Origin of the sequence: Enterocloster sp. OA13, from assembly GCF_022440595.1 — a bacterium.
Taxonomy (GTDB): Bacteria; Bacillota; Clostridia; order Lachnospirales; family Lachnospiraceae; genus Enterocloster; species Enterocloster hominis.
In genome coordinates this window covers 929,872-942,938 of the sequence record NZ_JAKNTF010000001.1, presented here as the reverse complement: position 1 = coordinate 942,938, position 13,067 = coordinate 929,872, and the positions used below count along the sequence as shown (strand labels likewise).

General features: G+C 52.2%; 11 protein-coding genes. 1 reads left to right on the top strand and 10 read right to left on the bottom strand.

Features of this window, described 5'->3' with window-relative positions; translation table 11 throughout:
• Positions 1-88: 88 nt before the first annotated feature.
• Positions 89-997: a DMT family transporter gene (locus MCJ35_RS04100; protein WP_025482839.1), complete on the bottom strand. Its 909-nt coding sequence runs from the start codon at positions 995-997 to the stop codon at positions 89-91.
• Between the two features lie 134 nt (positions 998-1,131).
• Here MCJ35_RS04100 and MCJ35_RS04095 point away from each other — a divergent pair, with 134 nt between their 5' ends.
• A complete protein-coding gene (locus MCJ35_RS04095) occupies positions 1,132-1,938 on the top strand; it encodes an N-acetylmuramoyl-L-alanine amidase family protein (protein WP_025482841.1) in 807 nt (268 codons plus the stop codon).
• 87 nt (positions 1,939-2,025) lie between these two features.
• Here MCJ35_RS04095 and rplT read toward each other — a convergent pair whose 3' ends face one another.
• From rplT to MCJ35_RS04050, 9 genes are all read right to left on the bottom strand, one after another.
• Complete coding sequence (rplT, locus tag MCJ35_RS04090; RefSeq protein WP_008722392.1) at positions 2,026-2,382, bottom strand: 50S ribosomal protein L20; 357 nt, start codon at positions 2,380-2,382, stop codon at positions 2,026-2,028.
• Positions 2,383-2,409: 27 nt separating this feature from the next.
• A complete protein-coding gene (gene rpmI / locus MCJ35_RS04085) occupies positions 2,410-2,607 on the bottom strand; it encodes a 50S ribosomal protein L35 (protein ID WP_002565216.1) in 198 nt (65 codons plus the stop codon).
• 28 nt (positions 2,608-2,635) lie between these two features.
• A complete protein-coding gene (infC, locus tag MCJ35_RS04080) occupies positions 2,636-3,130 on the bottom strand; it encodes a translation initiation factor IF-3 (RefSeq protein ID WP_008722378.1) in 495 nt (164 codons plus the stop codon).
• A 315-nt stretch (positions 3,131-3,445) separates the two neighbouring features.
• Positions 3,446-4,930: a GntR family transcriptional regulator gene (locus MCJ35_RS04075; RefSeq protein WP_034576170.1), complete on the bottom strand. Its 1,485-nt coding sequence runs from the start codon at positions 4,928-4,930 to the stop codon at positions 3,446-3,448.
• On the bottom strand, positions 4,914-7,499 hold the full coding sequence (locus tag MCJ35_RS04070) for an ATP-binding protein (protein WP_034576172.1): 2,586 nt from the start codon (positions 7,497-7,499) through the stop codon (positions 4,914-4,916). The genes MCJ35_RS04075 and MCJ35_RS04070 overlap by 17 nt, the downstream gene beginning before the upstream one ends.
• A gap of 39 nt (positions 7,500-7,538) precedes the next feature.
• Positions 7,539-9,482, bottom strand: a complete 1,944-nt coding sequence (locus tag MCJ35_RS04065) for an extracellular solute-binding protein (RefSeq protein WP_025482847.1) — start codon at positions 9,480-9,482, stop codon at positions 7,539-7,541.
• A gap of 209 nt (positions 9,483-9,691) precedes the next feature.
• Positions 9,692-10,006 (bottom strand): DUF1540 domain-containing protein, encoded by a 315-nt coding sequence (locus MCJ35_RS04060; RefSeq protein WP_025482848.1) that lies wholly within the window; start codon positions 10,004-10,006, stop codon positions 9,692-9,694.
• A gap of 60 nt (positions 10,007-10,066) precedes the next feature.
• On the bottom strand, positions 10,067-11,683 hold the full coding sequence (locus tag MCJ35_RS04055; protein ID WP_025482849.1) for a glycoside hydrolase family 113 protein: 1,617 nt from the start codon (positions 11,681-11,683) through the stop codon (positions 10,067-10,069).
• Complete coding sequence (locus MCJ35_RS04050; protein ID WP_025482850.1) at positions 11,680-13,053, bottom strand: MATE family efflux transporter; 1,374 nt, start codon at positions 13,051-13,053, stop codon at positions 11,680-11,682. The genes MCJ35_RS04055 and MCJ35_RS04050 overlap by 4 nt, the downstream gene beginning before the upstream one ends.
• Positions 13,054-13,067 lie beyond the last annotated feature (14 nt).

Below are 13,067 nucleotides of genomic sequence, written 5' to 3'. Positions count from 1 at the left end.
AATTCTGTAACTTCATAAATCAGTGTATCATAGTTTAGGGCCTAATGCAAAATAATAATTATTACGCATTTCTTAACGGAATCCTAACCTAATCCTCCCCGCCGGCCGCCAAACTGTTGCCGATCATGCCAGCCACGATCACGGCAATCCCGGCCAGCCCCACTGCATCCGGTACCCCGTCATGCAGCAGGAAAATGCCTCCAAGCAGGGTAAATACCACTTCCCCGCACTGGGTGGCCTCAATCACGGCCAGATGCCTTGGATTGTGCTTCACCATATCGGTTGCCTTAAAGAACAGGACCGTGGCTATGACGCCGGAGAAAAGGGCCACACAGACGGACTGAAGCACCTGTCCCCGTCCCGGCATCCCCGTGCGCACCGCCGCCAATATGGACAGCAGAAGCCAGAAGGGCATGCTGCAGAACGTCATGCCGGCCACCCGCCCAATGGTCGTCATGGACGGCGGGCACAGCGCCATCATCTTCCGGTTCCCCAGGGGATAGGAAAATGCAGCCACCAGTATGGGGGCCAGGGTAAGGAACACCGTCCTCCCGTCCGTCTGTTCCATATGGGGCACCTGGAGAAAGAATATACCGGCCAGGATGAACATGGACCAGGCCAGGTTCTTAACCGGGATCCTTTTTCCAAAAAGGGGTGTCAGGACCACCCCCGCCACAATGGTCAGCTGCCAGGTGGCCGCCGCCAGCCAGGACTCCCCGAACACGGAGCCAAAGGTGAGCGGGGCATAGAACAGCCCGAACCCCACCGTGCTCCACAAAAACCAGCTTCCAGGCCTGTGTCTGATTGCCTTCAGTACCTCTGTCACAGCCCCCTTCTCCCGCGCAAGCATAAGCGCCATCATGGGAAGGGTGAACAGGTACCGCAGGCAGGCCGACCACAGCCAGTATCCTCCGGCCAGGTTCATGCTCCGGTTCAGTATAAATGTAAAGGCAAAGAAAAACGATGCCAGTATTCCATAAAATAAAGCTTTCTTCATGTTCTTTTCCTCCCATCCGTAATCTTGGTATTCCCTCCCATACATATGATATGCCGCATATGATAAGTACAGGTTGTATTTCCCCATTCCCCTTCATATAATGTTCATATCATAAAATAAGAAGGAGGAGTAATATGAGGATATGCAGATCCATCACTGCCCTGGCAGGCGCCCTGGCCCTCTCCGTCATGTGGGCCGTCCCTTCCCTTGCCGCAGGATGGCAGCTTAACAGCACCGGATACTGGTATGAAAGGGAGGACAGGTCCTATCCCGCAGACACATGGGAACAGATAGACGGGACATGGTATCTGTTTGACCGGGACGGCTACATGCTCACAGGATGGCAGCAGAAGGAGGGAATCTGGTACTATCTCGGCCCGGACGGGGCCATGGTATCGGACACCACCATGACCATTGACAATGTCCCCTACACCTTTGACCGCAGCGGCGCAATGACTGTCCAGGCCGGGGAGGCACCTGTGATGGGCCGCTGGACAGGTTCCACCTTTGTCAATGACTGGTCCAATATCCGCCTTACCGTTCCCCAGGGATTCATTAATTACGATTCCTCTTCCCTGTCACGGCTTGCAGGCCCGGACGCCTTCCTGGACATGCTGTCCATGAAAAATGAAAACTGCGCCGTGATGCTTCTCTACGCCCCCAACAAAGAAGGGGATGCCGCGGACCAGGCCATGGCTTTCCTGAACATGTTCCAGGGCGGTTCCCACACGCTGGAGGAAGGCGGCAGGATTGAAGCAGTGCAGGCAGGGAACCTTGAGTTCCTGCGCTTTTACTTCCCTCCTGCCCAGTCCGGTTCCCTGTCCGGTTACCTATATGTACGGAGCATGGGCAGCTACTACGCCGTCCTTGCCGCTGTCTCAGACCAGGCCAATGAACCGGATATAAAGGCCGTCCTGTCCACCTTATCGGAGGCCAGGTAACAAACAAAGGTGCTGCAGCCCTTCACGCGGTTACCCGCCATCGGTTTACAGCACCTTTTATGATTACAGATTCAATTATGCAGATAATTAAGCAATCTTGGATTTAGCCAGCTCAGCTAACTTTGCAAATCCCTCAGCGTCATTGATAGCCATATCGGACAGGATCTTACGGTTTAAATCCACCTCAGCTAACTTTAAGCCATACATGAACTTGCTGTAGGACAGGCCATTGATACGTGCTGCTGCGTTGATACGTGCAATCCACAGCTGTCTGAACTGTCTCTTTCTCTCTTTCCTGCCTGCGTAGGAGCTGGTCAGTGCGCGCATTACGGACTGTTTTGCTACTCTATACTGTTTGGAACGGGCGCCTCTGTAGCCCTTTGCCATCTTTAAGACTCTATTGTGTTTCTTCTTTGCATTTAAACCGCCTTTAACTCTTGCCATCGGTATTTCCTCCTTCTACAATTCAACTTACAGATATGGTAAAATCTTCTTCATTACCTTTGAGTTGGTAGCATCGGTAACGATATCTTTTCTAAGATTTCTCTTTCTCTTAGTGGACTTCTTAGTTAAGATGTGAGACTTGTAAGCTTTATTGCGGACTAACTTACCGGTTCCTGTCTTTTTAAAGCGCTTTGCTGCTGCTCTGCTGGTTTTTAACTTTGGCATATTAATTTCCTCCTTAAAACTTTCTATTTTAACGTTTTGCAGTTAAAAACATTACCATGCTTCTTCCTTCTACCTTAGAGGGCTTATCAATTACTGCAATGTCCTTAAGACTCTCAGCGAAATCATCCAGGATGTATTTGGATTTGTACATGTGGGCCATCTCACGTCCGCGGAAACGGAGTGTGACTTTCACCTTATCACCCTTCTCTAAAAACTTCCTGGCAGCCCCCACCTTTGTATTCAGGTCGTTGGTGTCAATATTGGGGGACAAACGAACTTCCTTTATCTCGATTACCTTCTGTTTCTTCCTGGCTTCCTTCTCTTTGCGTGCCAGCTCATAACGGTACTTACCGTAGTCGATAATCTTACATACCGGCGGCTTCGCGGTAGGCGCAATCTTTACCAGGTCAAGCTCAGCATCCTGAGCCATCTTAAGTGCGTCCTTAAATTGGACTATGCCTAACTGCTCTCCGTCTTCGCCAATCAGTCTTACTTCCTTGTCTCTGATTTGTTCGTTAATCATTAATTCGCTAATGGTCGTACACCTCCATAATAAATAAGTCAATATGTTCAGGAATCAGCACGCCCCGTTTTTGTCTCCAGGGCAAAAAATAAAGCGGACAGTCAGACCATCCACTCTTAACACACATAAAATCATCTGCTGACCCATCTCCCATGGAAATGCTACAGCACATCACTTCATCTATGAACCCGGGTCACTTACTCGTGCCAGGGTGAGGCGGATACCTGCTTTCCTGTCAGTCGTTCTCACAACTTTTATTACTTTACTACATTCCGGACCGTTTGTCAATGTTTTTTTACAGGTTATTTTTACAGGTTACTTCCATAGCGCTGTTCCGTCATAGACGCCCATTGCAGCCTCATAGTATCCCAGGCTTTGGCATTTCCCAATTACCAGGTGACGTATGGCATCAAATAGCCGGGCGCATTTTTCAGGGAATCCCCCTTCATTCCCCATGGAAAGCGAGTCAACGGCTTCCACGCACTGTTCATGGACCTGGCGGTTCACGGTTATTTTTTCCGTGTCCAGCAGGCCCGGAATGCTGCGGCCAATCTTAAAATCCCTTTGCAGGAACATGTAAATGGCGCCGAACGCATCTATGCCTATGTGGCTGGCAATGAAATCCAGAAGGATGGCCGGCGTGCGCTCATACAGATAATCCTCATTCCACTGGCGGTCTATCTCCGCCTTCACTGCCTGCAGTCCTTCCTTGGTGATATGGGCTTTCGCGCAGGCAGCGGCGCCTTCGATTGTCAGGGCCAGAAGTTCCAGGGTATCCAGATAGCGCCTGACATGGTAAGCAATCAGGCGTGGAGGTATATGGACGTCCCGGATATCGTTCCGGTCCATCTCCACAAATATACCGTTGCCCCGGACGGTCTTCACGACACCCCATTCCTGCAGGATCTGTACCGCCTTAAGGGTCGTGTCAACACTGACGCCGTAAATTTCCTGAAGTTCTTTGTGGGAAGGAAGCTGGTCCCCGCGTTGGTAGCGTCCCGCCGCAATCAGCCCCATAAGATCCATATACACCGCAGAATACCGTACCTCGGCTCCCTGCAGCATCTTTTCAAGCTGCTTCCTGCCAAGAAGGACCGCGGAGTCGGAGGCAACCTTAAAGGCCGGCCGGCTTTTGCCCGTCAGCCCATACATCCCGGACATATCATCAAAACGGACGCTTTCCGGTGCGCCTCCGGTTTCAATGGCATGCATCAGCTCCCGCAGCTGTCCGTAATATCTAATCCTGGCTTCCAGGCTGTCCTGCAGGGGTTTCAAGTCGGACAGGCCCAGGCTGTCCACTGCCTGCAAAACCAGGGCATTCCCATTGCGGGCAACAAAGAACCGCAAGAACTGTTTGGACAGTTTCCAAAACCCTGACGGATCCTGGGGGTCCATGTTTTCCAGGATCCTGCGCGGAATGTCCAGGTCAGCCTGTCCACAAAGGGCGATTCCCTTTTTAATCACCGGATAACACAGCAGCACGCCTGTTTTCAGCACATCATTGGTGATGTCAGTGTCAATTCTTTTTAAGGCAAGGGTTGTGGCGAGATGTCCCGTGCTTATATGACCGGCCACCACAGGGCGTTTCCTCTGTGCGGTTTCGATGAATCCCTTTTCCTTTAACATGTTAAGGGCACGGCGGATTGTCTTTTCCGAAGCCCCGAATTCCAGGCGCAGGTCCGCGCGGGAGGGAAGGCTGGACCCGGCCGGAAGCAGGCCGCTTTCTATTTTATTTTTTAAAATCCGGTATACCCTCTCATACATCATCATCTCGTATTTCAAATCATTGTTCCCTTTCATCAATCATGTCCTTTTCATCCAAGACCTCTGCATATGTACTGTAAATATCATTCATGACAAAGGGCTTTGCAATATGGGCATCCATGCCGCTGTCCAGGCATTTTTGGATATCCTCATGGAAGGAATTGGCCGTCATCGCGATGATGATGGCGCGTTTTGCATCGGAGCGGGGAAGCGCGCGGATGGCCCGCGTCGCGCTGTAACCGTCCATAACCGGCATCTGCACATCCATCAGTATGAGTTTATAGAAACCTTCCGGGGCTTCGCGGAACCGTTTTACCGCCTCCTGCCCGTTACTGGCCGTGGTGACAATGGCCCCTGCATCCTCCAGAAGGGCCACTGCAATATACAGGTTGATTTCATTATCCTCCACCACCAGAACCTGTTCCCCGTTCAATCCGCCGGATTGTTCCGGGATTCCCTTTCCCTGCGCCCGGGCCCTGAACTCCGTCATAAGCCCGGCAAGGTCAGAATGGAATACAGGCCGGCACAGGGTTGCATCGGCATCACATAATGCGGCGGCATCGTCCAGTTCATCCTGGTCCTGTCCTGTCAGGATGATTTTAAGATTGCTATTTTTCCCTGTTTTTCGGAGAGTTTCAGTAAAACGCTTCATATCTTCCGAAAAATCCCACTTTATAAAGCACAATTCATATGGATTCCCGTTTTCCACGGCCGCCCGCATCATGCGCAGGGCAGTATCCTCAGTGGACGCCTTGTCAGCCACGAACCTTTCCTTTGTCAGCAGGGCAGCCAGATGTGTTTCCAATTCCGTAACCTGATTCATGACCAGGACCGGCTGGCCGTTGCCGCAGTAATCCGCATCCCGTTCCCCCTCATCCCCTGCATAGGCAAAGGGTATATCAACCGTGAATATGCTGCCGGCGCCTACCTTGCTGGAAACGGTTATGGAGCCGCCCATCATTTCCACAAAGTTCTTCGTAATGGGCAAGCCCAGCCCGGTCCCGCCGTACTGGCGGGCAATTCCGCTGTTTTCCTGTGTGAAAACCTCAAACACCCGGTCAATATTCTCCGGGGCAATCCCCCGTCCGGTGTCCCTGACTTCAAAACGGAGCCATATCCCGCTTTCATCACGCCGCAGTTCCGATACGTTCAGGCTGACCTGCCCCTGTGCAGGCGTGAACTTTAATGCATTGGACAGCAGGTTGGTCAGGATCTGGTTCAGACGGAGCGAATCCCCTGTCAGATATTCCTCTATCTCCCCGTAAAGGAAAATATGGTAATCAATCTGACGGCTGACCGCCTGCACATGGAACACGGTTGTCAGGGCACGCAGAAGCTGTCCCAGATCAAACCGTTCCATATGAAGTTCAATTTTCCCGCTTTCGATTTTGGACATGTCCAGTATGTCGTTGATCAGGGAAAGAAGGTGTGTTGATGAAAGCGTGATCTTATCCAGGCAATTGCGCATCCTGTCCGGCTCCCCTGTATGGCTTTTTCCAAGCTCCGCCATGCCCATGATTCCGTTGAGCGAAGTCCTGATTTCGTGGGACATCTGGGACAGGAAGTCGCTCTTGGCCCTGTTGGCCGCCTCTGCCCGCTCTTTTTCCGCAAGAAGAAGTTCACTGCTGAGCTTTTCCCTGTGCCTCAGCAATAAAAAGAATGCAAGGACCGTCGTAAGTATGATCAGGAAAATACCCACGCATACAGTAACCATGAACTGGCTGAGATATAAAATCTGCCGGTTCACTATCTCGTATGCCATGCTGGTAACCATATACCAGTCCGTTCCCTGAATCGGCATATAATAAATATAATCATGGCGGTTGCCCACGGTAAGCAGCGTCATGCCGCTTTCCCCTGCCCTGACCGCCGTGCGTATTCCCTCCAGGTCATAGCCCTCATCAAAAACAGCCTGCTGGCCATAGATTGTAAACAGGTTGGAACCGTATAGCACGTCCTCTGAAAAGGCGCTCTTAATCACGAAGTCCCCGTTCCTGGTTATGATATTGGTAGAGGAATTCGTTTCCTTCTCACTGTCCAGTCCCAGCTTTGCCCCCATGTCAGGAGTGGGGATTCCGATAATGAAGGCAACCAGCTGTCCGTCTTTAAACGGCAAGGGGCTTATGGGTGTGCCGAGCAGGATTGTATCGCTTTCCCAGATTGATTCATTGACGGAAATCAATTCCTGCGAACCGGCCAGAAGCTTATCAAGACCGGAGATTTTCGACATGGCCGGAACCGGGCCGCTGGGAGAATAGGCGATTCCCTTATCACTGATGACTGCCACGTGCGTGAAGTCATTGTCCGCCAGCAGCACCTGCGACAGAAAACGTTCCAGGCTCTCCTCATCCTTTAAGTCATCCTTAGATACTGCACTGGCAATGGTGCGGATCTGGAAGAACTGGCTGTCCAGGTTGGTTTTGAAATGCCTGCCGATCTGGGCGGCCATTTCCTGTAAGTAAACCTTACTGATATTTGTCACGGTGCGTTCTGACTCTTTTTTATACACATTAACCGCAAACACACAGAGGACAGCCACCATCAGAAGCAGCGCGGAAACAAAAAGCGGTATCCGGTATTCCCCATTCCTCTTGTTGTGAGTCATCAATGGCACCTATCCTTTCCGCGCAGGAGGCCTGTCTGTCTATCCGTCCTGCCCTAAATCGCAGATCCTTCCTTCCAACCGGGGATCTGCCACGATGTCCCTGTGCTGTTCAAAATAAGCCGACATGGCATCGCGGTAATACAGCCCTGTTTCCTTTACCAGTTCCACATTGCCCTTCGGCAGGCCGGCGTCATAGCAGTTGAGCATGGTATATCCGTCCCCGTTGCCTTCAGCGTAACTCTTTGCACCGGCCATATAGTCCGTGACCGCCACCTGGTAGTCCGCACTTAAATCCAGATCCTGACCATCCGGCAATGTCACGCTTACAAGCCTGGTTCCGGCAGGTCTGCTGCTGTCAAAGGTATACCTGAGACCTGAGACCTGTAAAAAGCGGCCGCCGGGAAACTCATCCGTGCAGGCAGACACACCGTTTTCCAGCATATCCCACACGGTCCTGCCGTCCATTTCCAGAACAATGACCTGGTTGTCAAAGGGGCATACCGCTGCCATATCCCCGCCATAGACCACACCCTGATAAAAGCTGGCGCGGATCCCGCCTCCATTGACCACCGCTATCGGTGCCCCGGATGCCTGGGCAACACAATCCGCTATGAAATTCCCAATCTCGGTCTCGCCACGCCGCACATTAAAATCCTGCGCCATCAGGTCATGGCTTACAGTTCCGATGACAGTGAAATCGTAGGCAGATTGGTCCGTCCCCTCGCAGTAAAACTGGTCGATTGCCTGTAATGCCTGCTCCACAGAGCATGTCCCATTCATGATTTTCCTTACGTAACCGCCAAGGTATTCCACGGTTTTACTTGGGAACAGGACATTGTAAATGTATCCTGATTCCACATATCCTTCCACGCCCTTTGGGATCAGATCCTTCTGCTGGCTGTAATCCCGCAGGCAGGACATGCCTGCCCCCAAATCCTTAATCAGGGCGTCCTGCCCCTCAGGCGTTGAAAGCAGGTCCAGTATACGCTTGCAGGCATCCTGTTTTTCCTGGCTGGCGGCATTGTTAATACCCATGAGGGCTGAGGGTGAAAACAGAAACCAGGGCTTATTCCCTTCATCGCTGAAAAGCGGAAGCATCCGGTAGGTATATGCCTCCGAAATCCCCTCCTCTGCCTCTTTCCGGTTGGCTTCAATACATTCATAGTACAATGCCGAATCCCCAAAAGCCGCTGCCAGGGTACCGTTGCTTAAACGCTGTTTGCATAGTATTGAATTGCGCTGCCGGGCAATGGCGACAGGATCCATGACACCGGCCTCCACCAGGGAATCCGACAGCGAAAAGCATTGTTCCCAGACCCCGGAAAAGAACGCTTCTTTATTTTTAAAATCCGCCAGCCACTTAACCCCCTCAACGGTCCCCAGGAAATCAGGCACCATGCAACCCACGTAAAACATGCCCACCGACGTGTTATAATCACTCATGATTGAAAAATTAATATCATCTTCCCCGATGCCGATTCCTTTTTCCTTCAGCCTGGAAAGGGAGTCCACCAGGTTTTCATTGCTTGTGGGAAATGGCAGGCCTGCCCGCTCAAACATGGTTTCATTGACCACATATCCGCTGTACACACCGGGCAGCGGGATCAGATATGTCTTCCCATCCAGTTTGGAGGCGTTCATGACAGTGCCGTCATACGCCGTACTGGCCTTTGTATCGCTGATGTCCAGCAGATATTTTTCCACCATATTGGAATCCGGCTGCATGGTGACCACCAGGTCCGGACCCACGCCCCGTTCCAGGCGCCTTAGCTGTTCGCTGGAATAAGGCGATATCTCCACCTGCAGGTCAATATCGTCATAGGTGGACTCAACCAGTGCCTCCACCTCCTTAAAGCTGCTTAAATAGAGAACCCTGATCACGGTCTTTTCCTCTGTTGCCTGACTGCTGCAGCCTGTCAATGCCCCCAACAGCATGGCAATGCACCATATACCTGCAATCCTCCCGGCTGTGCTGCGGCTCATATGCTTCATCTCCTCTTTTCCCAAGGCAAAAATCTTGGACCCTTATCCAGATTATTATATGATAAAACGCCCTGATTTGCAAGCAGTTCACACATTCCGGCCCTTAATCCTGTCCCTTGGCAACCGGAATTTCGTGAAAAACAGAAAATTGAGGCTGCCATACCGTATCCTTCCGGTATGGCAGCCTCAATCTGCAGCCAAAGCCAATCTTATTTTGCTTTAAATGTATTGCACCTGGTCTCCGTACATTCACAGGCCCCGTCCCCGCTGATGTCAATGCGCTCAGCAGTACAGCGGTGCTCCTCGTTGTAAATGCATTTTACGGCGTCGCAGGCAATATCGAGCCTTGTCTCAGGAGTCTTAAACAGGTTGGTGAACCTTCCGCCCTTGTTCTCGTCAAAGCTTGCACAGCATGTCTGCTCAGCTTCCTTTGCCTTGTTCCCGTCCACGGCAATGGCCGCCTTGCAGCAGCAGTTATCCGCATTGTGCACACAGTTCTTAACGCTACATTCCAGCTTAGTCATGATCATTTCCTCCTTCTCATGGTTTAAACGTCTACCGATGACAAGGATAGTATGCGCTTTTTATAGATTTTGATTCATTAGACGGAGCGCTTCAATGCAGCTTCCCTCGGAACCGTCCATCTGGTACAGTTCGCCCTGGGTCGTGAATGTAAATACCTGGACGTCATCCACATAGGCGGTGCTTCCGCTGACACTGATGGAGAAATCCTTTGCGCTGCAATTTTCAAAAACCAGCTCAACCGTGCGCGCGCCCTTTACCTCCAAGGTCCTGGTACGCCCTAACGCGCTGACGGACAGCTGGCTGCTGCCCTCGCTTTCCGCCAGGAACCTTACATGTGTATCCTTTCCTGTTGTGCCTGTCATACGGTTTCCGATATCCTGGTAAATGCCTGCGCCGCCCGGGATCATGGCCTGCCTGGTGCTGTCCCGCGTGACCACGCTGCTGCCGCCAGAAAACCTCCAGCCTTCCTGTCCCAGCCCGAACTGGGCATTGTAGAGCTTATTGTCGCCGTAATCCCGGTATGTCCATATGCCGTATCCCATGGTCATGCTTTTTAAGACAGGGGCCGCCTTCTCCAGGAACAGTGCCTTCTGGTCGTCCATCAGCTGGGCGTTGTGCTCATATCCCACTGTGTTGTCCGTGAAAAGGAACTGGTCGATGTACACCGGCTTTCCGCCGCTGTACACGTGAAGCCGGTTCATGAACACGGGAAGTTTCTCCAGGACCTCCTCTGCCGTAACCCTTTCATGTTCATTCAAAAAGCCCATTGGCACGCTGTACATGGTGCTTGTATAGGCTGCATCCCCGCATGGGAAGGTAGATGAATGCATGAATCCCTCCAGCGACCCGTCCCCGTGTTCCACAGGATCCACATCCAGCCGTACCTCCATGGAAAGGCCGGGAAATGCTTCCTGGCTTTCAGCCAGCAGTCCATTGAGGAAATCATCATAAAACTCAAAGAATATCTTCCTGGCATAGGAATCCTTTTCCGGAAAATACAGGTCGTCATAGCTTTCCAGGGAATGCCCGTATATGTCCTCCAGTTCCTCAAGGGTGTAATGTTCCCCGGCATACTCCGTATAGCCGCACTGCCTGGCCATTTTCTTTCCGCTGGCTTTATTTCCCAGGCTGGCGCTGGTGTCCGTAAAGTTCCAGAAATCCTCCCATGTGATGAAGCCCCCGCAGAAATTCCCATGGGACGAGGCCCGTTCATAAAGACGGCCCACATATTCCATCCAGGCGTCCCGGACCTCCCCGTCATACATAAGCCCCCGGTAGCGGGAGAGCACATTATCCCTTCCGTAATAATCCCATGTATACCCCACGCGCAGCATGACGCTCAGTCCCTGGTCCGCGGCGGCTTCCATGACCCGGTCCAGCTTATCCCATGCATAGCTGTTATAGGTGCAGGGCGATGTGTCCGGCTGGAACTCCCTCCAAGGCACCACAAGGATGATGTTGTTGAACCCGTCTTCGGCAATCTGCGCCAGTTCCTCATCCATACGGCTGCTTTCACTGTTCCAGAAATTGATGACCCAGTCATCGGAATAATAGGTGGCGGACCTTAAATATCCCGCCTTGCCGGATGCATGGTCTTCCGCCCTGGCAAATCCGGTGGTGAACAGAAAGGCCGCCGCCCCAAGTGCTGCCGTTATCCTAAGTACATTTCTCTTCATTGGTTGGTTTTCTCCTTCGCCCCGCGTTTTAGCTCCGGCCACACCGTGAGCATCATGGTCCCGAAACATGCCGTACCGCCGATAAAGTTGGAGATTGGCTCTGCCATTAATATTCCCGCCGTACCCAGATTGAATACGGACGGCAGGATCAGAATCAGCGGAATGACAATGATGACCTTGCGGAAAATGGAAAAGAACACCGCATTCTTCGATTTTCCAAGCCCCACGAACACGGCCTGGCCCGCAAACTGGAGGGACATCATGAAAAATCCAAAGAAATACACCCGCATGGCAGGAACGCCCGCTTCCACCAGTTCCCCTTCCCGGTTAAAGATGCGGATGAAGAATTCCGGACATTCATGTACAAAGAGCCATACAACCACCGTGTATGCAATGCTGACCACGGACATGAACACAATGGACTTCCTGACCCTGCCGTATTCCCTTGCCCCGTAATTAAACCCCATCACCGGCTGGGCGCTGTTGGTAAGGCCATTGACTGGCATGGAAATGACCTCCCGCACCGAGTTGATGACCGTCATGATCCCAACATACAGGTCACCGCCGAACTTCTGGAGCATGACATTGTACATGATCTGCACGGAGCTGTTGGTGATGGACATGGTAAAGCCGGACATGCCCAGCCCCACAATGCGCAGGATGCGGGCGCCTTCCAGCTTCATGGCGGACGGGCGCAGCCGCAGGATTGTCCTTTTTCCGGTGAGGAACGCGATGATCCACGCAGCAGACAGGAACTGTGACAGGATGGTTGCCAGGGCAGCCCCCCTGACGCCCATGTGGAACACAAAAATAAATATGGGGTCCAGTATGATGTTGCTCACAGCGCCCAGCAGCACGGTCATCATGCCCACGGTCCCGAACCCCTGGGAGTTGATGAAGCTGTTCATGCCAAGACCTGTCATCACGAAGATATTGCCCATCAGGTAGATGGTTATGTAGGCGTCCGCATAGCCTATGGTTGCGTCGCTGGCCCCGAACAGATACAGCATGGGGCGTTTGAATATAAGCCCCGTGGCCGTCAGGAGGATCCCCACTGCCATCATCATCACGAAGGCATTGCCCATGATGGACTCTGCCTCAGATGTATTGCCCCGCCCCCGTTCAATGGAACACAGCGGGGCGCCTCCCATGCCGAACAGGTTCGCAAAGGCAATGACAATGGATATGATGGGAAGGCACAGCCCCAATCCGGTCAGGGACAGGGTGGCGTTTTCCGGTATCATCCCAATGTATATCCGGTCCACGATATTGTACAGTACATTAATCAGCTGGGCCAGGGTCATGGGCAGGGCCAGCTTCAGGATATTCTTTATGACGCTGCCCTTTGAAAAGTCATTCATCTCACTCATACAATCCCCCCTTT

What these genes read in the sequence shown, in the direction of transcription:
- MCJ35_RS04055 (WP_025482849.1), bottom strand. Translation starts at nt 11,683, where the DNA reads ATGAAGAGAAATGTACTTAGGATAACGGCAGCACTTGGGGCGGCGGCC.
- MCJ35_RS04050 (WP_025482850.1), bottom strand. Translation starts at nt 13,053, where the DNA reads ATGAGTGAGATGAATGACTTTTCAAAGGGCAGCGTCATAAAGAATATC.
- MCJ35_RS04075 (WP_034576170.1), bottom strand. Translation starts at nt 4,930, where the DNA reads ATGAAAGGGAACAATGATTTGAAATACGAGATGATGATGTATGAGAGG.
- MCJ35_RS04060 (WP_025482848.1), bottom strand. Translation starts at nt 10,006, where the DNA reads ATGACTAAGCTGGAATGTAGCGTTAAGAACTGTGTGCACAATGCGGAT.
- MCJ35_RS04065 (WP_025482847.1), bottom strand. Translation starts at nt 9,482, where the DNA reads ATGAGCCGCAGCACAGCCGGGAGGATTGCAGGTATATGGTGCATTGCC.
- MCJ35_RS04095 (WP_025482841.1), top strand. Translation starts at nt 1,132, where the DNA reads ATGAGGATATGCAGATCCATCACTGCCCTGGCAGGCGCCCTGGCCCTC.
- MCJ35_RS04100 (WP_025482839.1), bottom strand. Translation starts at nt 997, where the DNA reads ATGAAGAAAGCTTTATTTTATGGAATACTGGCATCGTTTTTCTTTGCC.
- MCJ35_RS04070 (WP_034576172.1), bottom strand. Translation starts at nt 7,499, where the DNA reads ATGACTCACAACAAGAGGAATGGGGAATACCGGATACCGCTTTTTGTT.
- infC (WP_008722378.1), bottom strand. Translation starts at nt 3,130, where the DNA reads ATGATTAACGAACAAATCAGAGACAAGGAAGTAAGACTGATTGGCGAA.
- rplT (WP_008722392.1), bottom strand. Translation starts at nt 2,382, where the DNA reads ATGGCAAGAGTTAAAGGCGGTTTAAATGCAAAGAAGAAACACAATAGA.
- rpmI (WP_002565216.1), bottom strand. Translation starts at nt 2,607, where the DNA reads ATGCCAAAGTTAAAAACCAGCAGAGCAGCAGCAAAGCGCTTTAAAAAG.